At 71.6% G+C, this 26,030-nt stretch carries 25 protein-coding genes and 2 riboswitches; of the genes, 14 read left to right on the top strand and 11 right to left on the bottom strand.

The window, feature by feature from the left end; genetic code table 11:
- Positions 1-13: 13 nt before the first annotated feature.
- Positions 14-862 (bottom strand): GNAT family N-acetyltransferase, encoded by an 849-nt coding sequence (locus ABTY56_RS13620; RefSeq protein WP_350628933.1) that lies wholly within the window; start codon positions 860-862, stop codon positions 14-16.
- 245 nt (positions 863-1,107) lie between these two features.
- Here ABTY56_RS13620 and erpA point away from each other — a divergent pair, with 245 nt between their 5' ends.
- Complete coding sequence (erpA, locus tag ABTY56_RS13625; RefSeq protein ID WP_350515887.1) at positions 1,108-1,461, top strand: iron-sulfur cluster insertion protein ErpA; 354 nt, start codon at positions 1,108-1,110, stop codon at positions 1,459-1,461.
- A 159-nt stretch (positions 1,462-1,620) separates the two neighbouring features.
- Here erpA and ABTY56_RS13630 read toward each other — a convergent pair whose 3' ends face one another.
- The gene (locus ABTY56_RS13630) at positions 1,621-2,304 is read right to left on the bottom strand and encodes a hypothetical protein (protein ID WP_350628934.1); all 684 of its coding nucleotides are present in this window, start codon (positions 2,302-2,304) and stop codon (positions 1,621-1,623) included.
- 103 nt (positions 2,305-2,407) lie between these two features.
- Positions 2,408-2,614, bottom strand: coding sequence for a hypothetical protein (locus ABTY56_RS13635; RefSeq protein ID WP_350628935.1), 207 nt, complete (start codon positions 2,612-2,614; stop codon positions 2,408-2,410).
- 280 nt (positions 2,615-2,894) lie between these two features.
- On the opposite strand from ABTY56_RS13635, the gene ABTY56_RS13640 reads away from it, so the two are divergent.
- Positions 2,895-3,872: a carbohydrate kinase family protein gene (locus tag ABTY56_RS13640; protein WP_350628936.1), complete on the top strand. Its 978-nt coding sequence runs from the start codon at positions 2,895-2,897 to the stop codon at positions 3,870-3,872.
- On the opposite strand, the gene ABTY56_RS13645 is transcribed toward ABTY56_RS13640, so the two are convergent.
- Positions 3,865-5,268: a cysteine desulfurase/sulfurtransferase TusA family protein gene (locus ABTY56_RS13645; RefSeq protein ID WP_350628937.1), complete on the bottom strand. Its 1,404-nt coding sequence runs from the start codon at positions 5,266-5,268 to the stop codon at positions 3,865-3,867. The genes ABTY56_RS13640 and ABTY56_RS13645 overlap by 8 nt on opposite strands.
- A gap of 369 nt (positions 5,269-5,637) precedes the next feature.
- Between ABTY56_RS13645 and ctaC the strand changes: the two genes are divergently transcribed.
- From ctaC to ABTY56_RS13665, 4 genes are all read left to right on the top strand, one after another.
- Positions 5,638-6,492, top strand: a complete 855-nt coding sequence (gene ctaC / locus ABTY56_RS13650) for an aa3-type cytochrome oxidase subunit II (RefSeq protein ID WP_350628938.1) — start codon at positions 5,638-5,640, stop codon at positions 6,490-6,492.
- Positions 6,489-8,264, top strand: coding sequence for an aa3-type cytochrome oxidase subunit I (gene ctaD / locus ABTY56_RS13655; protein ID WP_502893100.1), 1,776 nt, complete (start codon positions 6,489-6,491; stop codon positions 8,262-8,264). Before ctaC ends, ctaD begins: the two co-directional genes overlap by 4 nt.
- Positions 8,264-8,683 (top strand): cytochrome c oxidase subunit 4, encoded by a 420-nt coding sequence (locus tag ABTY56_RS13660; protein ID WP_350522550.1) that lies wholly within the window; start codon positions 8,264-8,266, stop codon positions 8,681-8,683. Before ctaD ends, ABTY56_RS13660 begins: the two co-directional genes overlap by 1 nt.
- 170 nt (positions 8,684-8,853) lie before the next feature.
- A complete protein-coding gene (locus ABTY56_RS13665) occupies positions 8,854-10,110 on the top strand; it encodes a L,D-transpeptidase (RefSeq protein ID WP_350628939.1) in 1,257 nt (418 codons plus the stop codon).
- 38 nt (positions 10,111-10,148) lie between these two features.
- Here the strand turns inward: ABTY56_RS13665 and ABTY56_RS13670 are convergent, their stop codons facing one another.
- From ABTY56_RS13670 to ctaE, 5 genes are all read right to left on the bottom strand, one after another.
- Positions 10,149-10,520 carry a GntR family transcriptional regulator gene (locus tag ABTY56_RS13670; protein WP_350628940.1) on the bottom strand — a complete coding sequence of 124 codons (372 nt, stop codon included), beginning with the start codon at positions 10,518-10,520 and terminating at the stop codon, positions 10,149-10,151.
- A gap of 110 nt (positions 10,521-10,630) precedes the next feature.
- Complete coding sequence (gene qcrB, locus ABTY56_RS13675) at positions 10,631-12,289, bottom strand: cytochrome bc1 complex cytochrome b subunit (RefSeq protein WP_350628941.1); 1,659 nt, start codon at positions 12,287-12,289, stop codon at positions 10,631-10,633.
- Positions 12,286-13,338, bottom strand: a complete 1,053-nt coding sequence (qcrA, locus tag ABTY56_RS13680) for a cytochrome bc1 complex Rieske iron-sulfur subunit (protein WP_350628942.1) — start codon at positions 13,336-13,338, stop codon at positions 12,286-12,288. The genes qcrB and qcrA overlap by 4 nt, the downstream gene beginning before the upstream one ends.
- Positions 13,339-13,346: 8 nt before the next feature.
- Entirely contained in the window at positions 13,347-14,156 is an 810-nt protein-coding gene (gene qcrC / locus ABTY56_RS13685) for a cytochrome bc1 complex diheme cytochrome c subunit (RefSeq protein WP_350628943.1), read from the bottom strand.
- Positions 14,157-14,343: 187 nt separating this feature from the next.
- A complete protein-coding gene (gene ctaE / locus ABTY56_RS13690; RefSeq protein WP_350522544.1) occupies positions 14,344-14,964 on the bottom strand; it encodes an aa3-type cytochrome oxidase subunit III in 621 nt (206 codons plus the stop codon).
- 396 nt (positions 14,965-15,360) lie between these two features.
- Here ctaE and ABTY56_RS13695 point away from each other — a divergent pair, with 396 nt between their 5' ends.
- The 3 genes from ABTY56_RS13695 (at position 15,361) to ABTY56_RS13705 (ending at position 18,629) form a co-directional block, all read left to right on the top strand.
- A complete protein-coding gene (locus ABTY56_RS13695; protein ID WP_350628944.1) occupies positions 15,361-15,786 on the top strand; it encodes a response regulator in 426 nt (141 codons plus the stop codon).
- A 122-nt stretch (positions 15,787-15,908) separates the two neighbouring features.
- On the top strand, positions 15,909-16,982 hold the full coding sequence (trpD, locus tag ABTY56_RS13700) for an anthranilate phosphoribosyltransferase (RefSeq protein ID WP_502893108.1): 1,074 nt from the start codon (positions 15,909-15,911) through the stop codon (positions 16,980-16,982).
- Positions 16,983-17,091: 109 nt separating this feature from the next.
- Positions 17,092-17,210, top strand: a riboswitch (SAM riboswitch).
- 51 nt (positions 17,211-17,261) lie between these two features.
- On the top strand, positions 17,262-18,629 hold the full coding sequence (locus ABTY56_RS13705) for an aminotransferase class V-fold PLP-dependent enzyme (protein WP_350628946.1): 1,368 nt from the start codon (positions 17,262-17,264) through the stop codon (positions 18,627-18,629).
- A gap of 14 nt (positions 18,630-18,643) precedes the next feature.
- On the opposite strand, the gene ABTY56_RS13710 is transcribed toward ABTY56_RS13705, so the two are convergent.
- Both ABTY56_RS13710 and ABTY56_RS13715 read right to left on the bottom strand, forming a co-directional pair.
- Positions 18,644-18,925 carry an Lrp/AsnC ligand binding domain-containing protein gene (locus tag ABTY56_RS13710; protein ID WP_030240061.1) on the bottom strand — a complete coding sequence of 94 codons (282 nt, stop codon included), beginning with the start codon at positions 18,923-18,925 and terminating at the stop codon, positions 18,644-18,646.
- Between the two features lie 41 nt (positions 18,926-18,966).
- On the bottom strand, positions 18,967-19,749 hold the full coding sequence (locus ABTY56_RS13715) for a rhomboid family intramembrane serine protease (RefSeq protein WP_350628947.1): 783 nt from the start codon (positions 19,747-19,749) through the stop codon (positions 18,967-18,969).
- Positions 19,750-19,951: 202 nt separating this feature from the next.
- On the opposite strand from ABTY56_RS13715, the gene ABTY56_RS13720 reads away from it, so the two are divergent.
- From ABTY56_RS13720 to ABTY56_RS13740, 5 genes are all read left to right on the top strand, one after another.
- Complete coding sequence (locus ABTY56_RS13720; RefSeq protein ID WP_350522539.1) at positions 19,952-20,215, top strand: hypothetical protein; 264 nt, start codon at positions 19,952-19,954, stop codon at positions 20,213-20,215.
- A 292-nt stretch (positions 20,216-20,507) separates the two neighbouring features.
- The gene (locus tag ABTY56_RS13725) at positions 20,508-21,896 is read left to right on the top strand and encodes an NYN domain-containing protein (protein WP_502893109.1); all 1,389 of its coding nucleotides are present in this window, start codon (positions 20,508-20,510) and stop codon (positions 21,894-21,896) included.
- 200 nt (positions 21,897-22,096) lie between these two features.
- Positions 22,097-23,134 carry a C40 family peptidase gene (locus ABTY56_RS13730; RefSeq protein ID WP_350628948.1) on the top strand — a complete coding sequence of 346 codons (1,038 nt, stop codon included), beginning with the start codon at positions 22,097-22,099 and terminating at the stop codon, positions 23,132-23,134.
- Between the two features lie 336 nt (positions 23,135-23,470).
- Positions 23,471-23,624, top strand: a riboswitch (cyclic di-AMP (ydaO/yuaA leader).
- A 10-nt stretch (positions 23,625-23,634) separates the two neighbouring features.
- Positions 23,635-24,753, top strand: a complete 1,119-nt coding sequence (locus ABTY56_RS13735) for an NlpC/P60 family protein (protein WP_350628949.1) — start codon at positions 23,635-23,637, stop codon at positions 24,751-24,753.
- A gap of 227 nt (positions 24,754-24,980) precedes the next feature.
- Positions 24,981-26,027 (top strand): C40 family peptidase, encoded by a 1,047-nt coding sequence (locus ABTY56_RS13740; RefSeq protein WP_350628950.1) that lies wholly within the window; start codon positions 24,981-24,983, stop codon positions 26,025-26,027.
- The last annotated feature ends 3 nt before the right edge of the window (positions 26,028-26,030 follow it).

A 26,030-nucleotide genomic window follows, 5' to 3' on the forward strand; every position in this document is an offset into this window, starting at 1 on the left:
CGCGGGACGGCGCCTACAGGAACGCCCCGCTCGGCAGGTACGGCATCGGCGGCCGCATCCCGCGCACCCCGACGAACCCGCCGGCCCGCGGGGTCAGCCCGACCTCCAGCCCGACGTCCAGCGCCCACTCCTGCTCCGCGGTCAGGTACTCCACCCGCGCCTCGACCCCGTCCGGCACCCGGGCCAGCGCCTCGCGCAGCAGCCGGGCGGCGATCCGCTTGCTGGTGGCGGCCAGCAGCCGCACCGCGCCGCCGTCCCGGTAGCAGTAGCCGCTGCCGGCCAGCGCGTCGGCGATCAGCAGCTCCTCGAAGTGGCCCAGCATCAGCTCGTGGTCGGGCCCGTGCGCGGACCCGCGCAGCCGTCGGTCCACCGAGTCCAGCAGGTGCAGGTGGGTGGCGTTGCCGGGGTGCACCGGGATGTCCCCGGGGTCGATCAGCCCGTTCCGGTCCACCCGCCCGGCCAGCCGCATCGCCGGGTGCAGGGTGAACCCGGCCAGCCGGTAGCGGCGCGCCGCCGCGGGGGAGTCCGGGGCGCAGACCATCCCGCGCAGGCAGCCCCGCGCGTGCGTCGCCGCACGCTCCAGCAGCAGCCGCCCGACGCCCTTGCCCTGCGCGGACGGCCGCACCGCGTACAGGGAGGGCGTCCACAGGCCCTCCCGGCGCGTCGACAGCACCACCCCGACCGGCTCCCCGCCGATCGACGCCAGCCAGCAGCCGCCGGGATCGGTGCGCGCCAGGTGCCTCGCCGTGGCCGCCCGCAGCGGCGCGGGCCCGGCCGTGGCGGGGTCGTCGAACGCGGCGGCGGCCAGCTCCTGGACGGCCTCCGCGTCCGCGGCGGTGTCCTTGACCGGGCGAAGGATCATGGCACCATCCTGGCGTCCGGCGGTCCGCCGCGGGGCCGGTTCACCCGGATCCGGAGGCTCGGGCGGTGCCCGGTCCTCCCGGGTTGTGCGAGCATGGGGAGCGTAGGGGACGCGGGTGGTACACCCGGCCCACGGAAACCAGCCGCACATCAGGCCGAAGAAATCCTTCGCCGCCCGGGAAATGAAACCGGACGGCCGTTGGTTGGCACTGGCGGCAGACCGTCGTCAAGACCGGGAGAAAGCAGATGACCGTCCAGGACGAGACCACCGTCGAGAGTGGCATCCTCCTTACCGATGCCGCCGCGGCCAAGGTCAAGGCCCTGCTGGAGCAGGAAGGCCGCGAGGACCTCGCGCTGCGCGTCGCCGTCCAGCCCGGTGGCTGCTCCGGCCTGCGTTACCAGCTGTTCTTCGACGAGCGCTCGCTCGACGGCGACGTGCTCAAGGACTTCAACGGCGTCAAGGTCGTCACCGACCGGATGAGCGCCCCGTACCTGGGCGGCGCCACCGTCGACTTCGTCGACACCATCGAGAAGCAGGGCTTCACGATCGACAACCCGAACGCCACGGGCTCCTGCGCCTGCGGCGACTCGTTCAGCTAAGCCTGCTGCGAAAGGCGGCCCCGGGTGCTCCCGGGGCCGCCTTTTTCGTTCCCGCGTTCCCGCGTTCCCGCGTTCCCGCGTTCCCGCGTTCCCGCGTTCCCGCGTTCGCCGAGCGCGGCCGGGGAACCGCGGGGATCCCGGCGGCCGGCCCATCGGCTGCTACTGGCCGGCGACGTCCGGGGTCACCGGGTCCGGCCCGGCGTGCGGGTCGGCATCCAGCGGCACCTCCTGGCCGCTGGTCTTGTCGACCACCGTCCGCCCGGCCAGCGGCGAGCGCAGATCGGCCGACACCGACTGCCGCTTGGCCAACGCGTTGCAGACCTGCCCGGGGCCCACGGTGGGCGGGCCCGTCACGACCAGGACGTCCACCCGGCCCGGCTGCGACTCGTCCGCCTTCAGCGCGTACTTCGTGCAGACCCCGCCGAAGAAGTAGACGGTCAGCTTGGTGGTGCCGTCCACCCGGTAGGCCACCGGCGGACGCGCGGGCGAGCCCGAGCCGTTCGGGTTCGGCTCGCCAGGCGCGATCCCGTTGACCGGGGGAGTGCCCGGCGTCGGCTGCCCCGGAGCGGGCGAGGCCAGGGTGGGGGAGAAGTCGGTCGGCGGCTGCGCCGGCTTGCCGGCGTCCGAGGGGCTCCCCGTCGGAGCGGCGGACGCGCCGCCGGAGGGCGTCGGGGCCTGCGGGGAGGCGCTCGCCGAGGCCGAGCCGCCGGCCGAGGCACTCGCCGAGTCCGAGGCGGGCTTGCCGTCCCCGTTGCACCCGGCCACCGTCACCACCGCCGCCAGCGCCAGGGCCGCCAGGGCCGCCGTCCGCCGACCCCGCCGCGGCATCGTCTCCAGAACCATCTGCACATCCTCCCGAGAGCTCAGCGGTGCCGCCTCCTCGGCCGCTCCGCGCGGATGTGACGTGCCCCGGGCGGATCCGGTTCCGTGTCGGTCCGGGAGCGGCTCAGACGCCGTACTCGGCCATCCCGGCGACCACCCGCTGCGCCCCGGACGGGACCCGGAAGCCGACGGGGGCGGGGGCGGTGGTCTGCGGGCCGGGCGTCAGCAGCGGCCAGAACCGGCGCAGCCGCCGGGAGGAGTCCACCAGGGCGTCGAGGGTCTCGCCGTCCTCGGCCCGCAGGCCGGGCAACGGGGAGTGGTCGGTCTTCATCGGGCATCGCTCCGATCCAGTGCCGTGGCCGCACCGCCACGGTCGACATCGGGGCCCACCCGCACGGCGGGCCTCCTGAGGCCGACCCTAGGCCGGGCCTCGTCCCGCCCACCAGTGCTACCCGGAGGTAGTACACGTTCGACGGCAACGGGTGCCACCATGGCCGTGAGGGGCGGCAACTTGCGGGACTCTTGCCGGTTCCCGTCCCCGGGCCCGGTACCGTGGGTGGGTTCGTCCGCGCCTGTCCGCTGGCCCTGAAGCCACCCTGAGGAGACCTTCCGTGCGTATCGCCGTCGCCGGCTCGATCGCCACCGACCACCTGATGACGTTCCCCGGCCGGTTCGCCGACCAGCTCGTCGCCGAGCAGCTGCACACGGTGTCGCTGTCCTTCCTGGTCGACACCCTGGACATCCGCCGCGGCGGGGTCGCCCCGAACATCGCCTTCGGCATGGGTGTGCTCGGGCTGCGCCCGATCCTGGTCGGCGCCGCCGGCGCGGACTTCGCCGAGTACCGCAGCTGGCTGGAGCGCAACAACGTGGACTGCGACTCCGTCCACATCTCCGAGACCCGGCACACGGCCCGCTTCATGTGCACCACGGACCAGGACCACAACCAGATCGCGTCCTTCTACACCGGCGCCATGGCCGAGGCCCGCAACATCGAGCTGAAGCCGATCGCCGACCGCGTCGGCGGCCTGGACCTCGTCCTGATCGGCGCCGACGACCCGCAGGGCATGGTCCGCCACACCCAGGAGTGCCGCACCCGCGGTTACGCCTTCGCCGCCGACCCCTCCCAGCAGCTGGCCCGCCTGGAGGGCGACGACATCCGCGAGATCGTGGACGGCGCCGCGTACCTCTTCACCAACGAGTACGAGGCCGCGCTGATCGAGACCAAGACCGGCTGGGACTCCGAGGAGCTGCTCACCCGCGTCGGCACCCGGGTCACCACCCTCGGCAGCAAGGGCGTCCGGATCGAGCGCAAGGGCGAGGCCCCGATCGTGGTCGGCTGCGCCCAGGAGGAGGCCAAGGTCGACCCGACCGGTGTCGGCGACGCCTTCCGGGCCGGCTTCCTCACCGGCCTGTCCTGGGACCTCGACCTGGAGCGCTCCGCCCAGCTCGGCTGCATGCTCGCCACCCTGGTCATCGAGACCGTCGGCACCCAGGAGTACGAGCTGCGCCCGGCCGCCTTCCTGAAGCGCTTCGAGGACACCTACGGCGCCGAGGCGGCCGCCGAGGTCCGCGCGCACCTGGTCAAGTAGTCCGCCGGATCACGAGGTAGGCCGAGCCCCGGTCGCCGCCGTAGTCGGCGGCCGGGGCCTCGCCCGCGTACTCGTGCCCGCGCATCTCGCACCAGGCCGGGATGTCCAGCCGGGCCGCCTCGTCGTCGGCCAGTACGGCGACCGTGCCGCCCTGCGGCACCTCGCCGATCCGCTTCGCCAGCTCGATCACCGGCAGCGGGCACCGCTTGCCCAGGGCGTCGACGACGAGCAGGGCGGAACCCTCCTCCGTGGCCGCCGCCGGCGCCGGGAGGTCCAGCCCGAGCGGCGCCCGGACGCCGGCCACCAGATCCGGCAGCACCGCGAGGAAGCGCTCCACGTCCGCCTCGGCCGTCCCGTACGGCAGCGAGACCCGGACGTTCCCCTCGGTGAGCACCCCCATCGCCGCCAGCACATGGCTGGGCGTCAGCGTGGAAGAGGTGCAGGAGGAGCCGGAGGAGACCGCGAAGCCCGCCCGGTCGAGCTCGGTGAGCAGCACCTCGCCGTCCACGTACAGGCAGGAGAAGGTGACGATGTGCGGCAGCCGCCGCACCGGGTCGCCGACCACCTCCACCTCGGGCACCAACTGCGGCACCCGGGCCCGGATCCGCTCCACCAGCGCGTGCAGCCGGGCGTTCTCCTGCTCGGCCCCGGCCCGTACGGCGCGCAGCGAGGCGGCCGCGGCCACGATCGCCGGGACGTTGACGTAACCGGGCACCCGGCCGCCCTCGCGCTCGTCGGCCGGCAGCGGTGAGGAGTACCGCACGCCCTTGCGCACCGCCAGCACCCCGACCCCGGGCGGGCCGCCCCACTTGTGCGCGCTCGCGGTCAGCAGCGACCAGCCCGCCGGGACGTCCACCCGCCCGGCGCTCTGCGCGGCGTCGACCAGCAGCGGGACGCCGGCCGCGGCGCACAGCTCGGCGACCTCGCCGACCGGCTGGACCGTCCCCACCTCGTGGTTGGCGCTCTGCAGCGCGGCCAGCGCGGTGTCCGGGCGCAGCAGCGCACCGAAGGCCGCCGGGTCGACCCGGCCGCCCCGGTCCACCGGTACGACCGAGACCTCGCCCCCGCCCGCCGAGTGGCGCTCGGCGACGTGCAGCACGCTGGAGTGCTCCACCGCGGAGTGCACCAGCCGGCCGCCGCGTCGCCGGTTCCCGGCGAGGGCGCCGAGCAGGCCGAGCTGGACGGCCTGCGTCCCGCTCGCGGTGAAGGCGATCTCGTCGGCCCGCGCGCCCAGGACCGCGGCGACGGTCTCGCGGGCGGCGTCCAGCAGCATCCGGGCCTGTCGGCCGGAGCGGTACAGCCGGGCCGGATCGGCCCAGCCCTCGTCCAGGGCGGCGGTCAGTGCCTGCCGCGCGACGGGGTGCAGGGGGGCCGTCGAGGCCGCGTCGAAGTACACGGTCACATTTAACGACACACCCGACGCGCGTTCCGGTCCCGTCGCACGGCTCACCCGCCGTCAGTCGATCACCCCGAATGTCCGCTTCGTCCGTGTCCGACGGGTCGTCACGGATGTTGTTCGAGGTCATCCCCCGATCGGGCGTACGGACCTCGAATGCCTACGATGACCTGCGGCGTAGCCCTTGCCGGGCCTGATCGGGCGACCGGGCGGCGCGTTACCGGGGGCTGCCCGTCAGGAGCGCATAAGGCTGGAGTAGGGTTTGGCCCGCATAAGCATTCAAACCGTGCCCGTGGACGGGTCGCCGGGGAGGCTCACAATCCTCCCCGGGGCGACGCGAAGGCGGGCGAGACTTCGGGAAGGCGCTACGTGAGTCCCAACGGCTCCGACCGCTCGCCGCGGCGCACGATGCGGCGGAAGCTGCCTCAGGCGCTGGCACTGGGCCTCGTCATCGCGACCGCCACCGGCTGCTCGGCCAACGACCTCCCCAGGCTTGGCCTCCCGAGCCCCGTCACCGAGGAAGGGCCGTTGGTCCTCCGGATGTGGCAGGGGTCCTGGATCGCGGCGCTGGTGGTCGGCGTACTGATGTGGGGTCTGATCATCTGGAGCGTGATCTTCCACCGGCGCAAGCGCACCGGTGTGGAGATCCCTCCGCAGACCCGGTACAACGTGCCCATCGAGGCGCTCTACACCGCGGTCCCCATCATCATCGTCTCGGTGCTCTTCTACTTCGTCGCCCGCGACGAGTCCAAGTTGACCTCCGTCTCCGAGAAGCCGCAGCACTACGTCAACGTGGTGGGCTTCCAGTGGAGCTGGGCGTTCAACTACGAGAACACCGAGACCCCCGACCCGGCCAACAAGGATGCCGCGTTCGAGGTCGGCACCCCCGGGAGCGCTCCGACGCTCTGGCTGCCGGTCAATGAGTCGGTGCAGTTCCGTCTCACCTCGCGTGACGTCATCCACGACTTCTGGCCCGTCAACTTCCTGATGAAGATGGACGTCATGCCGGGCGTGGTGAACAAGTTCGAGGTCACCCCGAACGTCAAGGGCGAGTACATGGGCAAGTGTGCCGAGCTCTGCGGCACCGACCACTCGCGCATGCTGTTCAACGTCAAGGTCGTCGACCGCGCCGACTACGACAAGCACCTGGCCGAGCTCCGCGCCAAGGGCCAGAACGGTGCGGTGCCCTCCGGCCTCATCGGCATGGGAAGTGAAGAGAAGTGACCATCCTCAACGAGCCCGCCGCAGCCGGCGGGGGCGCCGATGCCGTCACGGTCGGGGCGCAGCGGACCCGGAAGCCGGGTTCGACCATCATCAAGTGGCTGACCACCACTGACCACAAGACGATCGGCACCCTGTACCTGGGCACGTCGTTCGCCTTCTTCCTGATCGGTGGCATCCTCGCCCTGGTCATGCGTGCCGAGCTGGCTCGTCCCGGGACCCAGATCCTGTCGAACGAGCAGTTCAACCAGGCGTTCACGATGCACGGCACGATCATGCTGCTGATGTTCGCGACGCCGCTGTTCGCGGGCTTCGCGAACTGGATCATGCCGCTGCAGATCGGCGCGCCGGACGTGGCCTTCCCGCGTCTGAACATGTTCGCGTACTGGCTGTACCTCTTCGGTTCGACCATCGCGGTCGCGGGCTTCGTGACCCCGAACGGCGCCGCCGACTTCGGTTGGTTCGCCTACTCCCCGCTGTCGGACGCGGTGCACTCGCCCGGCGTCGGCGGCGACATGTGGATCATGGGTCTGGCCTTCTCCGGCTTCGGCACGATCCTCGGTGCGGTCAACTTCATCACCACGATCATCTGCATGCGCGCGCCGGGCATGACGATGTTCCGGATGTCGATCTTCGTCTGGAACGTCCTGCTGACCTCGGTGCTGGTCCTGCTGGCCTTCCCGGTCCTGGCCGCCGCGCTGTTCGCCCTGGAGGCCGACCGCAAGTTCGGTGCCCACGTCTTCGACCCGGCCAACGGCGGGGCGATGCTGTGGCAGCACCTGTTCTGGTTCTTCGGCCACCCTGAGGTGTACATCATCGCGCTGCCGTTCTTCGGCATCGTGTCGGAGATCATCCCGGTCTTCAGCCGCAAGCCGATGTTCGGTTACTCCGGTCTGATCGCGGCCACCATCGCGATCGCCGGTCTGTCCGTGACGGTGTGGGCGCACCACATGTACGTCACCGGGCAGGTACTGCTGCCGTTCTTCTCCTTCATGACCTTCCTGATCGCGGTCCCGACCGGTGTGAAGTTCTTCAACTGGGTCGGCACCATGTGGAAGGGCTCGCTGAGCTTCGAGACCCCGATGCTCTGGACGGTCGGCTTCCTGGTGACCTTCCTCTTCGGTGGTCTGACCGGTGTCCTGCTGGCCTCCCCGCCGATCGACTTCCACGTCTCGGACTCGTACTTCGTCGTCGCCCACTTCCACTACGTGGTCTTCGGCACCGTCGTGTTCGCGATGTTCGCCGGCTTCCACTTCTGGTGGCCGAAGATGACCGGCAAGATGCTGGACGAGCGCCTCGGCCGGATCACCTTCTGGACGCTGTTCTTCGGCTTCCACACCACCTTCCTGGTGCAGCACTGGCTCGGCGCGGAGGGCATGCCCCGCCGCTACGCCGACTACCTGGCCGCGGACGGTTTCACCACCCTGAACACCGTCTCGACCATCGGCTCCTTCGTGCTGGGCCTGTCGATCCTGCCGTTCCTCTACAACGTCTGGAAGACCGCCAAGTACGGCGAGAAGGTCACCGTGGACGACCCGTGGGGCTTCGGCCGCTCCCTGGAGTGGGCGACCTCCTGCCCGCCGCCGCGGCACAACTTCCTCACCCTGCCGCGGATCCGCTCCGAATCCCCGGCCTTCGACCTCCACCACCCGGAGATCGCCGCGCTGGACTACCTGGAGAACCACGGTGAGCCGGCGAAGCACCTCGCCGGTGTGACCCCGGCGAAGTACGACGCCCCGAAGCTGGGCAAGGGCAAGCAGGAGGGTGACGCCTGATGAAGGAACAGGGAAAGATCTTCCTGGGCCTGTCGGTCTTCGTGCTGGCGATGGCCATCACGTACGGCCTGTGGACCAACAACGCCGAGGGCCCGGGTCTGGAGGCCGCCGGTACCACCGCGCTGTTCCTGGCCTTCGCGCTGTGCGCCTTCATCGGGTACTACCTCGCCTTCACCGCCCGCCGGGTGGACAGCGGCGCGGGTGACAACCCCGAGGCCGAGGTCGCGGACGACGCCGGTGAGCTGGGCTTCTTCGCCCCGCACAGCTGGCAGCCGCTGTCGCTGGCGCTCGGTGGCGCGCTCGCCTTCCTGGGCGTGATCTTCGGCTGGTGGCTGATGTTCTGGGCCGCTCCGATCATCCTGATCGGCATCTTCGGATGGGTCTTCGAGTTCTACCGGGGCGAGAACCAGAACCAGTAGGGTTCCGCATCCGACACCAGGGCCGGTCCTCCCGCACGGGAGGACCGGCCCTGGTGCGTCCACGGGGTGACGGCCTCACTCAGCCGGGTGAACGAGGGGTCCCTCGGATGTCGCTCTGCCAGCAGGCGTTCCTACGATCTGATCAATCGTGCGAACCCCCGGAGGCGGTCATGGCCGACAGGCACGGAATCGCAGGCATCGGCAGCATCTCGCTGGCCCTCGCAGTACTGGCCCCGCTGGCCGCCTGCTCGTCCGGTGACGACGAGTCCACCGGGCCTCACCGGATCGACGCGGCCCCACTGGTCCACCTCTCGGCGGACGGCAAGGTCGATCCCTCCCAGCCGATCACCGTGACGGCGGTGCAGGGCAGCCGGCTCACCGACGTCACCGTGGTCGGCCCGGACGGCCGGGTGGTCGCCGGCAAGCTCGCCGACGACCAGCGCAGCTGGCAGACCACCGGCCGGCTGAAGGCCGCCACCACGTACTCCGTCCGCATCTCGGCCGACGACGGCAAGGGCGGCCGCGGCGACACCACCGCCGGCTTCAGCACCATCGCGGCCCAGCGCCTGCTCACCGCCAAGCTCGGCCCGGACTCCTCCGGCACCGGCGTCTACGGGGTCGGCCAGCCGCTCACCGTGCAGCTCTCCGAGGCGGTGAAGGACCCGCAGGCCCGCCAGGAGGTCGAGCAGAGCCTGACCGTGACGTCGCAGCCCGCCGTCACCGGCGCCTGGTACTGGGTGGACGACAAGAACCTGCACTTCCGGCCGGAGGACTACTGGCCGGCCGGGACGACCGTCGCGCTGGCCTTCGACGCCACCGGCAGCCGGATCGCGGACGGCCTCTACGGCGGCGACCGCAGCGCGCTGAAGCTGCGGATCGGGGAGCGGGTCGAGTCGGTGGTCGACGCGGCCGCCCACGAGCTCACCATCAAGCGCGACGGCGAGGTCCTGCGGACCATCCCGGTCACCACCGGCAAGCCCGGCTTCGACACCCGCAACGGCATCAAGGTGGTGCTCGGCCAGGAGCGGTCCGTCCGGATGAGCGGCGAGACCATCGGCATAGCCGCCGGCAGCTCGGAGTCGTACGACCTCGACGTGAAGTGGGCCACCCGGGTGACCTGGAGCGGCGAGTACGTGCACGCGGCGCCCTGGTCGGTCGGCTCGCAGGGCGTGGAGAACGTCAGCCACGGCTGTACCGGCATGAGCACCGACAACGCCAAGTGGTTCTACGAGAACACCCGGGTGGGGGACCTGGTGACGGTGGTGAACAGCCGCGGCGCCGCGATGGAGCCGTTCGGCAACGGCTTCGGGGACTGGAACGTCACCTGGACGGACTGGGTCAAGCACAGCGCCGTCGGACAGCCCCTCAGCACCACGGCACCGGCCGGCCAGGCCCCCGCCTCGGGGATGATCCGCCCGGAGGTCTGACCGGGGCGTGCGGGGCCGGCGCAGGGCCCGCCGGGCCGTCAGGCCTCCGGGTAGGCCAGCCCCAGCGCGGTGACCACCGCGGCCACGGCGTCCGCGTGGGAGAGCCCGAGGCGGCTCGCGCGCTCGGCGTACTCGGTGGCGGCCGCGGCGGCCAGCCGGTGCGCGCTGTCCCCGGCGGCGGCGATCAGCGTGCCGCGCCGGCCGTGGGTCTCCACCACGCCGTCCGCCTCCAGCTCGCGGTACGCGCGGGCGACGGTGCCGGCGGCCAGCCCCAGCTCTTCGGCCAGGGCCCGTACGGTGGGCAGCTTCAGCCCGGTCGGCAGCTCCCCGGTGCGGGCCCGCTCCGCGATCTGGGCGCGGAGCTGCTCGTACGGGGGAGTGGCGGAGGCGGGGTCGACGGAGAGCTGCACGGGAGGCTCCTGGAGACGCGGTCGGGGCGGGGCTGCAGATGCGGAAAGGCCGAGGGCCGCCGACCAGACGAACTCTGGTCAGCGGCCCTCGGGGTGACGCGGGTACGGGATCAGTGGTGGCCGTGGCCGCTGGTGATCTCGTGGTGCTCCTCGGCGGTCGGCTTGGGGATCTGGCCGCCCTCGCCGTAGTAGCCGCGGGACAGCTTGGCCCGGGTGCGGGTGAGGACGCCGGCCTTGCGGGCCACGCCGTTCTCGTCCGCCTGGGCCGGCAGCTCGACCGGCTGGTTCTGCTCGTGCGCGGTGAGCTTGAACAGGTCCTTCTGCGGCAGCTGCGCGTGCACCTCGACGAACTCGCCGTGCGGCAGGCGCTTGATGACGCCCGTCTCGCGGCCGTGCAGCACCTTCTCCTTGTCACGGCGCTGCAGGCCGAGGCACCAGCGCTTGGTGACGATGAAGGTGATGACCGGGACGACGAAGAAGCCGACGCGGACGAAGTAGGTGATCGAGTTGATCGACAGGTGCAGGTGGGTGGCGAACAGGTCGTTGCCACCACCGACCAGCAGCACCAGGTACAGGCTGATCCAGGCGGCACCCAGGGCGGTGCGGACCGGGGCGTTGCGCGGGCGGTCCAGGATGTGGTGCTCGCGCTTGTCGCCGGTGATCCAGCCCTCGATGAACGGGTAGACCGCGATCGCGACCAGGACCAGCGGGAAGATCATCAGCGGGACGAAGACACCCAGGTTCAGGGTGTGGCCCCACAGGCTGATCTCCCAGCCCGGCATGACACGGATCAGACCCTCGGAGAAGCCCATGTACCAGTCGGGCTGGGCGTCCGTGGACACCTGGTCCGGGCGGTACGGGCCGTAGGCCCAGATCGGGTTGATCGAGGCGATCGCCGAGATGGCGGCGATCAGACCGAACACCAGGAAGAAGAAGCCACCGGCCTTGGCCATGTAGACCGGCATCAGCGGCATGCCGACGACGTTCTTCTCGGTCTTGCCCGGGCCCGCCCACTGGGTGTGCTTGTGGTAGAAGACCAGGATCAGGTGCGCCACCAGCAGGCCGAGCATGATGCCCGGGATCAGCAGCACGTGGATGGTGAAGAACCGCGGGATGATGTCGTGCCCGGGGAACTCGCCGCCGTACAGGAACATCTGCAGGTAGGTGCCGACCAGCGGGACGGCGAGGATCGCGCCTTCCATGAAGCGGATACCGGTACCCGACAGCAGGTCGTCCGGCAGCGAGTAGCCGAAGAAGCCGTCGAACATGCCCAGGACCAGCAGCAGGAAGCCGAAGACCCAGTTGACCTCGCGGGGCTTGCGGAACGCGCCGGTGAAGAACACGCGCATCATGTGCACGAGCATCGCGGCGACGAAGACCAGCGCGGCCCAGTGGTGGATCTGACGGATCAGCAGGCCACCGCGGACCTCGAAGCTGATGTCGAGCGTCGACGCGTAGGCCTCGGACATGCCGATGCCCTTGAGCGGGACGTACGACCCGTTGTAGATCACCTCGCCCATGGAGGGCTTGAAGAACAGCGTCAGGTAGACGCCGGTCAGGATGATGATGACGAACGAGTAGAGGCAGATCTCGCCCAGCATGAAGGACCAGTGGTCCGGGAAGATCTTCCGCAGGTTGGCCTTGGCGAGGGAGTAGATCCCCAGCCGGCCGTCCGTCCAGTCAGCCGCGGCCTCCCACTTGCTGGCGGGCTTGGCACGCGTGCTGGACGGCTTGGCGGCACCGGTCGTGGTGCTGCTCGCGCTACTCATCGAGCACGCTCCCAGAAGCTCGGGCCGACGGGCTCCGCGAAGTCGCCGGTGGCGACCAGGTTGCCCTTGTCGTCAGTGGTGATCTTCAGCTGCGGCAGCGGGTGACCGGCCGGGCCGAAGATGACGCGCGCGCCGTCCGCCAGGTCGAAGGTCGACTGGTGGCAGGGGCAGAGCGCGTGGTGGGTCTGCTGCTCGTACAGGCTGATCGGGCAACCGACGTGGGTGCAGATCTTCGAGTAGGCCAGGATGCCCTCGAAGCCCAGGTCCTTGGACGTGTCGTCCTTGATGTCCTCCGGCGCGATGCGCACCAGCATCAGGGCGTCCTTGGCGATCCGCTGCTGGAAGTCCTCGTCGTGGGTGCTCAGGCCCTCGGGCATGGCGAAGGTCAGCGAGCCGACGGCGACGTCCTGCGGCTTCAGCGGCAGCATGGTGTTCATGTTGACCAGCTGCAGCGGCTTGGCCGGCGTCGCCTCCTTCCAGCCGGTCTCCTGGAGCTTCTTCTCCGGGAGCGGGCCGAGGTCGCGGAGCAGGACCACGCCGGAGAGCGGGACCAGCGCCATCGAACCGATGAGGGTGTTGCGGATCATCTTGCGGCGGCCGAAGCCGGACTCGGCGGCGCCGGTCTTGAACTGCTCGATGACGTCCGCGCGGACCTCGTCGTCGGCCTCGATCGGGTGACGCTCGGCCGGCAGCTCGACGTCCGACATCAGGGTGCGGGCCCAGTGGACCGCGCCCGCGCCGATCATGAAGAGGGCGACACCCAGGGTCAGGCCCAGCGCGAAGTTCATCGCGCTGACGTGGCCCAGCGGGAAGATGTAGACGATCTTGTCCGGGTCGATCGCCACGTACGAGACGATGAAGCCGACGGTGGCGATCATCGAGATCACGAACATCAGCGAGACCTGGCGCTCGGCGCGCCGGGCCGCCTGCTCGTCGATGTCGGTGCGGCGGGGCTCGTGGGCGGGCAGGCCCGGGTCGGCGAACGGGTTGCCGTGCTCGGCCACCTCGCCGGCGGAGCCGTGGGACTCCGGGAGCTTCTCTTCTGACATGTCGTGGCTCATGACTTCTTGGCCTTGGTGGTGTGGGCGGCGACCCAGATCGCGACCGCGATGAGCGTGCCAAGACCGAAGATCCAGCCGAACAGACCCTCGGTCACCGGACCGAGGCTGCCGAGCGTGAGACCGCCGGGGTTGGGCTCGTCGCTAGTGGTGTGGCGGACGAAGGCCACGATCTGCTTCTTCTGCTCCTCGGGCATGGTGGTGTCCGGGAACGACGGCATGTTCTGCGGGCCGGTCTGCATGGCCTCGTAGATGTGCTTGGGATCCACGCCCTCCAGCGACGGGGCGTACTTGCCCTTGGTCAGGGCACCACCCTGGCCGGCGAAGTTGTGGCACTGGGCGCAGTTGGTGCGGAACAGCTCGCCACCCTTGGAGATGTCGTCGGGGTTGGTCGAGGTGTACTGCTCCTCCGTCGGGATCACCGGGCCGGGGCCGAGGGAGGCGACGTAGGCGGCGAGCTGGTCGATCTCGGCCTGCGTGTAGATGGCCTTCTTGCGCGGCACCTGGGCGCCGGGCTGCTGGGCCGGCATGCGACCGGTGCCGACCTGGAAGTCGACGGCGGCGGAACCGACGCCGACCAGGCTCGGACCGTCACTGCTGCCCTGGCCGTTCAGGCCGTGGCAGGAGGAGCAACCGACGGCGAAGAGCTTCTTGCCCTCATCGATCGCGAGCGACTGCGCGGCGACGTCGGCCTGCGCCTTGCCGGCGGGAGCGAACGCGGCGTACAGCCCCCCGGTTGCCGCCAGGGCGAGAAGTAGGACGACCAGCGCCGCCAATGGGTGGCGCCGTCGTGCGGAGAGCTTTTTCACGGAATAACCCCGGTGTCAGGATCTGGTCGACTGGTGGGTGCACCCGGCGGCCGGTCTGGCCGGCACGAGGCTGCCTGTCTAGGGCTGCGCGCGCGGTCGGTCGGTGGGAGCGTCGGCACCGGCAGAAGCGGCCCGTCGCCGGTGAGGGCGGGGGCCGCAGCCGGTGGCCAGCGACCTGATCAGCTGGTTACTTGATCAGGTAGATGGTCGCGAACAGGCCGATCCACACGACGTCGACGAAGTGCCAGTAGTACGACACGACGATCGCGGCGGTGGCCTGCTCGTGCGTGAAGCGCTTGGCTGCGTACGTCCGTCCCAGGACCAGCAGGAAGGCGATCAGACCACCCGTCACGTGCAGGCCGTGGAAGCCGGTGGTCAGGTAGAACACCGTGCCGTACGGGTCGGAGGACAGCGACAGACCATCCTTCTTGACCAGCTCGGTGTACTCGTAGACCTGGCCGCCGATGAAGACCGCGCCCATGACGAACGTGATGATGAACCACATGCGGAGCTTCTTCACGTCACCGCGCTCGGCGGCGAACACGCCGAGCTGGCAGGTGAGCGAGGAGAGCACCAGGACGGTGGTGTTGACCGAGGAGAACGCCACGTTGAGGGCGTGGGCCTTCTCGGTCCAGAACTCGGCTCCCTTCACGGAGCGGAGCGTGAAGTACATCGCGAAGAGGGCCGCGAAGAACATCAACTCGGAACTGAGCCAGACGATCGTTCCGACGCTGACCATGTTCGGCCGGTTGACCGATCCGTGCGCGTGCCCGGTTTCTACTGCTGTTGCTGTCGCCACGACGGACATTATGTCGGTCCCTTATTCCGTCTTCACGCCGGGGGGTGTCCCTCGGAGTGTCCGGTGCGTGCGGTATGCCCGCTTGGGGGTCGACATGGTGGCCGGACGGGGGCTGAGCAGCGGCGTGTCCCTTTTCTGACGGTTCCTCGGAGCACTCTACGACCCCGTTGCCCGGCGCGTCGCTGCACGGTCGGAGCAGCCGCGGGAGGTAGGGGAGTGGGCCCGGGGTCGGCCGTACGGGTGGACCGGGCGGGTCCGGGTGACGGGCCGTCCTCCAGGAGGGTGAGACCAGGGCGCGGCGGCTTGAGGAGGAACGTGCGCGAGGGGCACTCGGCGGAGGGTGATCGGGAGTAGCATCCGGATCAGGCGAACGTGGTCCGGATCACACTTGAGGGAGCAGGGTCCATGGCGTACACGACCGATGAGACGCTCACCGTCCTCGTCTACAGCGACGACCGCAACACCCGCGAGCAGGTGCTGACGGCGCTCGGCCGTCGGCCCGCCGAGGATCTTCCGGAGCTGTCCTACCTGGAGTGCGCGACCACCCCGGCGGTGCTCAAGGCGCTGGAGAAGGGCGGCGTGGACCTCTGCGTGCTGGACGGCGAGGCGGTCCCGGCCGGCGGGCTGGGGCTCGGGCGCCAGCTGAAGGACGAGATCTACGGCTGCCCGCCGGTGCTGGTGCTGATCGGCCGGCCGCAGGACTCCTGGCTCGCCGCCTGGAGCCGGGCCGACGCCGCGATCTCCCACCCGGTGGACCCGGTGGCGCTGGCCGAGGCGGTCGCCACCCTGCTGCGGGCGCGGGTGGCCAAGCGGGCACCGGCGGCCCGCTGAGCGGCGGCGTCTCAGTACTAGAGAAGACGGGGCCATGGGGGCCCCGCCGGTCGATAGGCTGGCTCCATCCGTACGGACGCCCCCCGGAGCGGGGGGACAGACGACAGCTGGAGTCAGCCATGGTGAACGTGAACCCTGCGAACGGCGGTAGCGACCCCGCGCAGGTGGTCCGCTCCTGGCCGGATCTCCTGACGGCGCTGTTGAAGGGGGAGGACCTCGACCGCTCCTCCACCGCGTGGGCGATGGACCGGATCATGAGCGGCGAGGCCTCCCCCGCCCAGGTGGCCGGCTTCATGATCGCGCTGCGGTTCAAGGGCGAGACGGTCGACGAGGTCACCGGCCTGGTGGACGCGATGTACGCGCACGCCGAGCCGCTGGACATCGCCGGCCCGGCGGTGGACATCGTCGGCACCGGCGGCGACCGGGCGAAGACCGTCAACATCTCCACGATGTCGGCGATCGTCGCGGCGGCGGCCGGTGCCAAGGTGGTGAAGCACGGCAACCGTGCCGCCTCCTCCTCCAGCGGGTCCTCGGACGTGCTGGAGAAGCTCGGGGTGGCGCTGGACCTCTCCGCCCGGCGGGTCGCCGAGGTGGCCGAGGAGGTCGGGCTCACCTTCTGTTTCGCGGCGAAGTTCCACCCCTCGATGCGGCACGCCGCCACCGCCCGGCGCGACCTCGGGGTGCCGACCGCCTTCAACATCCTCGGCCCGCTGACCAACCCGGCCAAGGTCACCTCCCACGCCATCGGCTGCTTCGACACCCGGCTGGCCGGGCTGATCGCCGGGGTGCTCGCCCGGCGCGGCTCGACGGCGCTGGTCTTCCGCGGCGACGACGGGCTGGACGAGCTGACCATCACCACCACCTCGCGGGTGTGGGTGGTGCGCGACGGGGTGGTCACCGAGACCTCCTTCGACCCGCGGGAGGTCGGCATCGAGCTGGTCGGCATCGAGTCGCTGCGCGGCGGGGACCCGGCGTACAACGCGGAGGTTGCGCGCCGTCTGCTGGCGGGGGAGCGCGGGCCGGTGCGGGACGCCGTCCTGCTGAACACGGCGGCGGCGCTGGTCGCGCTCGACCTGGGCGACGCGCCGCTGGTGGAGCAGCTCGCGGCGGGCATGGCGCGGGCGGCGGAGGCCATCGACTCGGGCACCGCGCAGGAGCTGCTGCGGCGTTGGTCGGAGGCCACCAGCCGTAGCTGAAGCGGTAGTCGGGAGCCCGTGCCGGAACGACCGGCGCGGGCTTCTCGGCTGTCCGGATGGTGGATGCCCGTTTGACCACCCGCCGGACCCGACCCTAGAGTCGGCGCCAGGTCATGAGTGACAGCGTCAAGCCCCAGCTTGCTGTCCGGCAACCCTCCGTCCGTGGCGGGGTGCCCTGGGTGAGGACCGGGTCGCCACGGCAAACCGTCCGTGCGACAAGCGCGGACACCCGACGAGTGGCACTCCCGGGGTCCCAGGCCCTTGAAGGAGTGCATCCTCATGTCCCTTTCGACCGAAATCTGCTCCCCGCTCGCCGTGCTCGGCTCCGACGTCCGGGTCCCGCTCGCCAGCGGTGAGAAGGTCGGCTACGCGGCGCTCGACTACGCGGCCAGCGCGCCGGCGCTGCAGCGGGTGTGGGACGACGTCGCCGCCTACGCGCCGTACTACGGCAGCGTGCACCGCGGTGCCGGGTATCTCTCGCAGCTGTCCACCGACCTCTTCGAGCAGAGCCGCCGCACCGTCGCCGAGTTCCTCGACCTGCGCGAGGGCGACCAGGTGGTCTTCACCCGGGCCACCACCGACTCGCTCAACCTGCTGGCCGCCGCCGTGCCGGCCGGCACCCGGGTGTTCGCCTTCGAGACCGAGCACCACGCCTCGCTGCTGCCCTGGGCGCACGCCGGACTGGACGTGACCTACCTGCGCGCGCCGCGCTCCCGGGCCGAGGCCGTGGCCGCCCTGGACACCGCGCTCGCCGAGGCGCCAGAGGGCCCCAAGCTGCTCTGCGTCACCGGCGCCTCCAACGTGACCGGCGAGCTCTGGCCGGTCGCCGAGCTGACCGGGACGGCGCACCGGCACGGCGCCCGGGTGGTGCTGGACGCCGCCCAGCTGGCCCCGCACCACCGGGTCTCGGTGCGCGAGCTGGACGTCGACTGGATCGCCTTCTCCGGCCACAAGCTCTACGCGCCGTTCGGCGCCGGGGTGCTGGCCGGCCGGGCGGACTGGCTGGACGCGGCCGAGCCGTACCTGGCCGGCGGCGGGGCGACCCGGACGGTGGCCCGGGAGGCGGACGGCTCGGTGGCCGTGCAGTGGCAGACCGGACCGGCCCGGCACGAGGCCGGCTCGCCGAACGTCATCGGCGCCTACGCGATCGCCTCGGCCTGCCGTGCGCTGGGCGAGGCCGGCTTCGACGCGCTGGAGGCCCGCGAGCGGCAGTTGGTCGACCGGCTCACCGCGGGGCTGGCGGAGGTTCCGCAGGTCAAGGTGCTGAACCTGTTCGGCGCCGGCTCGGCCCGGGTGGGCGTGCTGTCCTTCGTCGTCCGGGGCTGGAACAGCTCGCACTTCTCGGCCGCGCTGTCCGCCGAGTACGGCATCGGGGTCCGCGACGGCCTCTTCTGCGCCCACCCGCTGGTGCGCACCCTGCTGGACGACGAGGCCACCGCCGTCGAGTCCAGCTGTGGCGCTCCGGACCCCTCGCTGCCGGGCGAGCGCAGCCTGAACGCGATCCGGGTCAGCTTCGGCGCCGGGACTCCGGACGAGCACATCGACCGCTTCCTCGCCGCCGTCCGCGAGCTGGTCACGGACGGCGCGGCGTGGAACTACCGCAACGAGGGCGGGCGTTGCGTCGTGGACACGCGTCGGGAGGGCTGAGCGCGGGCGCTCCGCTACTCGTCCAGGCCGAGGGCGAAGGCGGCTTCCAGATCGTGCTGGGAGTAGGTGCGGAAGGCGATCTGGGTCTCGGTGTGGGCCACCCCCGGGACCTTGTTGAGCCGGCCGGGGATGACCTCGGCCAGGTCGTCGTGGCGGCGGACCCGGACCATCGCCACCAGGTCGTACCCGCCCGTCACCGAGTAGACCTCGCTGACGCCCTCGATGGCGGCGATGGCTTCGGCGATCTCCGGGATGCGGTCGACACTGGTCTTGATCAGGACGATGGCGGTGATCACTGTTCGGGCTCCTTTGTGGGGTGCCGCCAGCGTATCGGGCGTCAGCCGGGCCGTCGCGGGGGGTTGCGGGCCAGGGTGCAGGCGTAGAGGAAGCCGGCCGAGAAGCCGATCACGTGGACCAGGTAGGCCACCCCGGGGCCCGCCGAGTGCACCGACCACCACTGCAGCGCGAACCAGAGGCCGAGCACCAGCCAGGCCGGGAAGCGCAGCGGCAGGAAGAACAGCAGCGGGACGAGGGTGGTCACCCGGGCGCGCGGGTGGAAGCGCAGGTAGGCGCCCAGGACGGCGGAGATCGCACCGGAGGCTCCGATGAGCACCCGGGTGCAGTCCGGCGAGTGCGCCTCGGCGAGCGCGAAGCCGTACGTGGCCAGGCTGCCGGCGGCGAGGTAGAAGACGGCGTACCGGGCCCGGCCCAGCCGCCGCTCGACGGTGGGGCCGAAGACGTGGAGGAAGAGCAGGTTGCCCAGCAGGTGCAGCCAGCCGGCGTGCAGGAAGAGGCCGGTGAGGGCGGACAGGGCCGGGTGCTTGCCCGGGGTCGGGGCGGCCGGGCAGCCGGGAACCGGGTCGGGGGCCTCGGTCAACTGTTCGGCGGTGAGCGGCCGTCCGGTCAGCAGTTCGGCCGGAACGGCGCCCCAGCGCTGCTCGTACCGCTGCTCCGCGCAGACCCGGGTCCGGCCGGTGCCGTACAGCGGATTGAGCCCGGCGGCCGGGCCGAGGAGGAAGACCAGGGTGTTGACGGCGATCAGCGCATACGTGACCGCCGGGGCGGCCACCTCCGGCCGGCCGCCCCGCGCGGCGGTGTGGTCGGGGGCCGCGAGCGCCATGCGGCCAAGCATCCCTCCGGGCGCCGCAGGTGACACGGCGGTTTACGGCAGGTGGACTAGCCCCGCTATTCCGCTGACCGGTGGTCGCGACGGTTGCCCCAGGCAATAGGCTTGGGGCGGGCATTCCCGCCTCCCGCCGCCGACGCCGGGGCTCCGGGGGGAGCGCCTGGCCCACGCAGGGACCACCCGAGAGGACCCCCCGATGACCGTCCCCGCCCTGACCGCCGAGACGCGCTGGCGCTGCACGCTGTGTGGCAATCTCACCCGGTTCGACGTGACCCGCACCGCGCGGGTGACCGAGTTCCTGCACTTCGACCTGGCCGGAGACTCCAAGGTCGAGGAGACCGAGGTGCTGAGCGAGACCGTCGAGTCGGTGCGCTGCCGCTGGTGCAACGCCGTCGACCAGGTCGAGCTGGTGGCCCGTCCGGGCGCCGAGGGCGCGGAGGCCCCGGCCGAGCAGGGCTGATCCTCGCCGGTGCGGCGGGCGGTGCGCGGCGCGCCCGTCCGCCACGCCGGACAATGCAGAACAAGAACAAGACGCACGGAGCGTGACGACGGGGGGTCGCGGCCGTACCCCGCCGGAAAACAGGATCGGAGCCGAGGACGTGGTGGACGCAGCGAAGGAGCCCGGCGAAGCGCAGGGGCTTCGGCCCGCTGCGCAGGCGCAGGTGTCGGACGCCGGGACCGGGCCGGCGGAGGGCGCTGTGCCCGGCGCCGTCGACGCGGCGGCCGTCGGCCCCGAGGCCGTCGAGGCGGAGATCGGTTCGTCCGACCCGTCCGATCAGTCCGGCCCGTCCGACTCCTCCGATGTCTCCGAGTCCGCGTCGGAGCGTGGCGCCGAGAAGCTGGACCGGCCGCTGCCCGAGGGGGTGCGCCGACGCGTGGTCGGGCTGGCCTCGGACGCGCTGGGCGGACTGCCGCCGGGCGAGCTCCCGCAGAGCCTGCGTCAGTACGTGAAGTTCACCCCCGCGCGGCGCGCCAAGTACGCGGCCACCGCGCTGGCGGCCGCGCTGGAGGCGGAGCCGGCCTTCCGGGTGCGGATAGCGGAGCGGCTGCGACTGGGGCAGCCGGACCTGGTGAGGGCGCTGGAGTCGGGAAGCGTCCCCGGCGCCGCCGATCCGATGGATGTCGCCGCCGCCGCCTACCTGGTGCGCTCGGCGGGTTGGAGCCGGCTGGTCGCCGAGGCCGGCGAGGAGGCCGAGCGGGCCGGCGCCGAGGACGCGGCCGCGGAGGCGGCCCGGCTGGTGGAGAAGCTGCAGGCCGAGCTGGCCGAGGTGCGGGCCACCGCGCGGGCGGACCTGGACCGGCAGCGCGCGGAGTTCGAGGGTGTCCGGCGGGAGGCCGAGTCGCTGCGCAAGAAGGTGCGGTCGCTGGAGAGCGACACCCGCCGGGCGCAGGCCGAGACGCGTCGGGTGGCCGGGGAGCTGGAGGCCGCGAAGGCGCAGGGCGCGGCCGAGCGCGGCGCGGCCGAGACCGAGGCGCGGCGGCTCAAGCACCGGGTGTCCGAACTGGAGAACGCCGCCGAGCAGGGCCGCCGGTCGGCCCGCGAGGGGCGCAGCGTCGAGGACATGCGGCTGCGGCTGCTGCTGGACACCGTGCTGCAGTCCGCCCAGGGCCTGCAGCGGGAGCTGGCGCTGCCGGTCTCCCAGATCCGCCCGGCGGACCTGGTGGAGGCGGTGGTGCCGGGCGCGGCCTCGCCGCACGACGTGGCGCGGCGGGGGCTGGCCGAGGACGACCCGGCGCTGCTGGACCAGCTGCTGGCGATCCCGCAGGTGCACCTGGTGGTGGACGGTTACAACGTGACCAAGACCGGCTATCCGACGCTGCCGCTGGAGCAGCAGCGGATCCGGCTGCTGGGCGGGTTGGCGATGCTGGCCCAGCGCACCCAGGCGGAGGTCACCTGTGTGTTCGACGGGCAGGACCTGGACGTTCCGGTGATGATGGCGCCGCCGCGCGGGGTCCGGGTGCGGTTCAGCCGGACCGGGGAGACCGCGGACGAGCTGATCCGCCGTCTGGTGCGGGCGGAGCCGCAGGGCCGTCCGGTGGTGGTGGTCTCCGCCGACCGGGAGGTCGCGGAGGGCGTGCGGAAGGCGGGCGCGCGCCCGGTGGCGTCGGTGCTGCTGCTGAACCGGCTGGCGCGGCCCTGAGCGTCGGCCCGGTAGGATGACACCTGGTCAGCGTCGTGTCCGCGACGGTGTGCGGGTGTGGTGAAGTCGGTGTGGGGAACGGAGTTCACGCCTTCGGGGGAGTGGCAAAGCGGATAGATCCGCACTAGGGTCTGGCGTCAAACCTATTTTCCGGTATCTCATCCGATCGGGTGAGTCCGTTGGAAGAAGGAGCCGGTCCCTTGGCCTCCCACCGCCGTCCCAAGCAGCCGAGCCGCGCGCGGGTCTCCGTGCTCACCGCTGCCGCTGCGACCGCGGTCGCCCTCTCCGCCCAGGTGGCCGCGCACGCCGCGCCGCAGCCGAACAAGACGGACGTCAAGGCGCAGATCGACCAGCTCCAGGAGGAGCAGGAGCAGGCGGCGGAGAAGTACAACGGCGCCAAGGAGCGGGCCGACCAGCTGCGCAAGCAGGCCGACCAGCTGCAGGACCAGGTGGCCCGCGGCCAGGAGCAGATGACCCAGCTGCAGGGCGGCCTGGCCGAGGTGGCGGGCGACCAGTACCGCAGCGGCGGCATCGACCCGTCCGTCCAGCTGATGCTCTCTTCCGACCCGTCCGGCTACCTGGACAAGGCCTCCACCGTCCAGCAGGCCAGCACCACCCAGGCCGAGGCGCTCAAGTCGCTGCTGGACGAGCAGCGCCGGCTGGACCAGGAGAAGACCGAGGCGGCCGCCGTGCTGGCCTCGCTGGACAGCACCACCAAGGACCTGAACCAGGCCAAGGCGGACGTCAACACCAAGCTGCAGGCCGCCCAGGACCTGCTGAACTCGCTCAGCGCCGCCGAGCGCACCGCGCTGAAGGCCCAGCAGGCGCAGGACGACCGGGCCTCGCGCGGCAGCGACCGGGTCGACCTGAGCAACCTGCCGCCGGCCAGCGGGTACGCCGCGGTGGCCGTCGCCAAGGCGATGAGCAAGCAGGGCTCGCCGTACGTGTGGGGCGCCACCGGCCCGAGCACCTTCGACTGCTCCGGTCTGATGCTCTGGGCGTACGGCCAGGCCGGCGTCTCGCTGCCGCGCACCTCGCAGGAGCAGGGCCACTACGGCACCGCGGTGCCCGGACTGGCCGCGGCCCAGCCCGGCGACCTGGTCATCTACGGCGGCGACATGCACCACGTCGGGATGTACATCGGCAACGGCATGGTGGTCCACGCGCCGCACACCGGTGACGTGGTGAAGGTGATGAAGGCCGACGCGATGCCGATCAACACCATTCGCCGGGTCTGACGGCCCGACACGCCGGAGGGCCCCCGACGGCCCCTGTGATCCGCGCCACCTCCGACGGGGGTGGCGTTCGGGTTTTCGACCGTTTCGCGGCGGACGGGTGAGACCTGATCAGCCTTGCGTGCGGTCGCGATCACCATCGGTCATTTTCACAAAAGAACTTGGGTAATCTTCCGTCTTTTTTCTGACAAGGATTTGAACCGATCACGGTTCAGTTACTAGGGTCGTGCCCCGAACCACCGCACTGTCGATCACCCAGCCAGGGTGGCGGCGGTGGTTACCGTCGAGTTCGCAAGGCAGCGGGGCAGGTCGAAGCGACTGCCCGACAGGGGAGCCCAGTGGTCGGGGGCGCTGCGGAGCGGAGCCGGGGAACCACGTTCCTCCGGGGTGAATCGGCGCCAGGTCGGCCGCTGGAACGGCCGTGAGGCGTCGTAGGGCATGCTTCCGGCCCGAACCCGTCAGCTCACCCGGTAGGCGGACGTAGGAAGAAGGAGCCCGCCTTCGTGGCGTCCCATCGTCGTCCCAAGCCAGCCAGTCGCGCCCGGGTCTCGATCCTGACCGGTGTCGCCGCCGCTGCCGTCGCCCTCTCCGCGCAGTCCGGTGCCCACGCCGACCCGCAGCCGACCAAGGACCAGGTCAAGGAGCAGGTCGACCAGCTCAACGAGCAGGCCGAGGTGGCGACCGAGCAGTACAACGCCGCCCAGGAGAAGCAGCAGACCCTGGAGAAGCAGGTCGCCGGTCTGCAGGACCAGGTGGCCCGTCAGCAGGCCCAGGTGACCGAGCTGCAGGGTGGTCTCGCCGAGATCGCCGGGGAGCAGTACCGCAACGGCGGCATATCCCCGACCGTCCAGCTGATGTTCTCGTCCAGCCCGGACAGCTTCCTCAACCAGGCCGGCGCGCTGAACCAGGCCGGTGACACCCAGAAGAACCAGCTGAAGCAGCTCCAGGAGCAGCAGCGCAAGCTCGACCAGGACCGCACCGAGGCCCAGGGCAAGCTCGCCGAGCTGGAGTCGACCACTCAGCAGCTGAAGGCCTCCAAGGACGAGGTCCAGACCAAGCTGAAGGCCGCCCAGGACCTGCTCAACACCCTGACCGAGCAGGAGCGCCAGGCGCTGCGCGCGGCCGAGGAGAAGGCCGCCGCCGACGCCAAGGCCCAGGCCGACGCCGCCGCGAAGGCGCAGCAGAACGCCGACCGCGCCTCGCGCGACAACAGCCGCACCGACATCTCCACGCCGTCGTCCACGCCGGTCAAGCCGATCGTCGCCGGCAGCTCGCGCGGCGGCGCGGCCCTCTCGGCCGCCGCCTCCAAGGTCGGCAGCCCGTACGTGTGGGGCGCCACCGGCCCGAGCTCCTTCGACTGCTCCGGCCTGATGGTCTGGGCGTTCAACCAGGTCGGCGTGTCGCTGCCGCGCACCTCGCAGGAGCAGGCCCACGCCGGCACCCGGATCGGCACCGACCTGTCCCAGGCCCAGCCCGGCGACCTGCTGATCTTCTACGGGGACGCCCACCACGTCGGCATCTACGCCGGCAACGGCCAGGTGCTGCACGCTCCCAAGCCGGGTGCCTCGGTCCGCTACGAGGCCGTCACCAACATGCCGCTGAGCGGCATCGTGCGGGTCTGACCCCACCTCGGCTCCTCCCAGGCCCGGCCTTCCACCACGGAAGGCCGGGCCTGCGGCGTTGGCGGCCGCTCGGGCCAATGTCCGATTACGGGTCAAATATTCGGGTCCGGTGGGGTTTGGACTCGCTTGCCCGGACTCGCTAACGTCTGCCACCGGACTCCCGCTCGACGGCCGCCCGCCATGGGCGGCCGCGGGGGCCGCGCCGCAGGATTGGAGCCGCTGCCGCCATGCCCGTGCACCGCCGTTCCCAACTGCTCGCCCGTGCGCTGGTGCTGACGGCGGCCGCCACCACCGCGCTGGGCGTGGCGACCGGCGGCGGCGCCCACGCCGCCCCCGGCAGCCCGGACCCGGCCGACCGCAAGGACGTCCAGGCGCAGGTCGAGCAGCTCTACGAGGAGGCCGAGCAGGCGTCCGAGCAGTACAACGCCGCGCAGGAGGCCCAGCGCCGGCTCCAGGGGGAGACCACGATCCTGCAGGGCGAAATCGCCGTCGCCCAGGACCAGCTCAACGAACTGCGCGGCGACCTGGCGACCGTGGCCGGGGCCGAGTACCGCGGCGGCGGGATGACCCAGACCGCGCAGCTGATGCTGTCCTCCGACCCGGAGGGCTACCTCGCCCGCGCCCGCACCATGGGCCAGGCGGCGCAGCGGCAGCAGGAGACGCTGCACGAGCTCGTCATCCGCCAGCGCCGGCTCGACCAGCGGCGGACCGAGGCCACCGGCAAGCTCGCTGAGCTGGACCAGGCCCGCCGCTCGCTCGCCGACGGCAAGCAGCAGATCCAGCAGCGGCTGGCCAGGGCACAGAAGCTGCTCAACGGCCTCGGAGCCGCCGAACGGGCCAGGATGGCCGCCCAGGACGCCCGGGACGCCGAGCAGCGCGCCACCCGCGGCACCGACCGGCTGGACCTCGGCACCGCCCCGCCCGCCTCCGAGCGCGGCGCGGCCGCGCTGGCCGCCGCGGTGCGGATGATCGGCTCGCCGTACGTCTACGGAGCCACCGGGCCCCGCGCGTTCGACTGCTCCGGTCTGATGTACTACAGCTGGCGGCAGGCCGGAGTGACCCTGCCGCGCACCTCGCAGGCCCAGGCGTACGCCGGCCGGCGGATTAACCTCTCCGAAGCGCGACCGGGAGACCTGGTGATCTTCTACCGGGACATGCACCACGTCGGCATGTACGCCGGCGGTGGCGTGATCGTGCACGCCCCCTACCCGGGCGCCAAGGTCCGCTACGAGAGCGTCAACGCCATGCCGGTCTCGGGGGTGGTCCGGCTCTGAGCG

It is taken from the genome of Kitasatospora sp. NPDC097691, from assembly GCF_040302665.1.
GTDB lineage: Bacteria > Actinomycetota > Actinomycetes > Streptomycetales > Streptomycetaceae > Kitasatospora.

What these genes read in the sequence shown, in the direction of transcription:
- ABTY56_RS13720 (WP_350522539.1), top strand. Translation starts at nt 19,952, where the DNA reads ATGACCGTCCCCGCCCTGACCGCCGAGACGCGCTGGCGCTGCACGCTG.
- ABTY56_RS13740 (WP_350628950.1), top strand. Translation starts at nt 24,981, where the DNA reads ATGCCCGTGCACCGCCGTTCCCAACTGCTCGCCCGTGCGCTGGTGCTG.
- erpA (WP_350515887.1), top strand. Translation starts at nt 1,108, where the DNA reads ATGACCGTCCAGGACGAGACCACCGTCGAGAGTGGCATCCTCCTTACC.
- ABTY56_RS13705 (WP_350628946.1), top strand. Translation starts at nt 17,262, where the DNA reads ATGTCCCTTTCGACCGAAATCTGCTCCCCGCTCGCCGTGCTCGGCTCC.
- ABTY56_RS13620 (WP_350628933.1), bottom strand. Translation starts at nt 862, where the DNA reads ATGATCCTTCGCCCGGTCAAGGACACCGCCGCGGACGCGGAGGCCGTC.
- ABTY56_RS13715 (WP_350628947.1), bottom strand. Translation starts at nt 19,749, where the DNA reads ATGGCGCTCGCGGCCCCCGACCACACCGCCGCGCGGGGCGGCCGGCCG.
- ABTY56_RS13695 (WP_350628944.1), top strand. Translation starts at nt 15,361, where the DNA reads ATGGCGTACACGACCGATGAGACGCTCACCGTCCTCGTCTACAGCGAC.
- ABTY56_RS13635 (WP_350628935.1), bottom strand. Translation starts at nt 2,614, where the DNA reads ATGAAGACCGACCACTCCCCGTTGCCCGGCCTGCGGGCCGAGGACGGC.
- qcrB (WP_350628941.1), bottom strand. Translation starts at nt 12,289, where the DNA reads ATGAGTAGCGCGAGCAGCACCACGACCGGTGCCGCCAAGCCGTCCAGC.
- ctaE (WP_350522544.1), bottom strand. Translation starts at nt 14,964, where the DNA reads ATGTCCGTCGTGGCGACAGCAACAGCAGTAGAAACCGGGCACGCGCAC.
- qcrA (WP_350628942.1), bottom strand. Translation starts at nt 13,338, where the DNA reads ATGTCAGAAGAGAAGCTCCCGGAGTCCCACGGCTCCGCCGGCGAGGTG.
- ABTY56_RS13665 (WP_350628939.1), top strand. Translation starts at nt 8,854, where the DNA reads ATGGCCGACAGGCACGGAATCGCAGGCATCGGCAGCATCTCGCTGGCC.
- ABTY56_RS13660 (WP_350522550.1), top strand. Translation starts at nt 8,264, where the DNA reads ATGAAGGAACAGGGAAAGATCTTCCTGGGCCTGTCGGTCTTCGTGCTG.
- ABTY56_RS13630 (WP_350628934.1), bottom strand. Translation starts at nt 2,304, where the DNA reads ATGGTTCTGGAGACGATGCCGCGGCGGGGTCGGCGGACGGCGGCCCTG.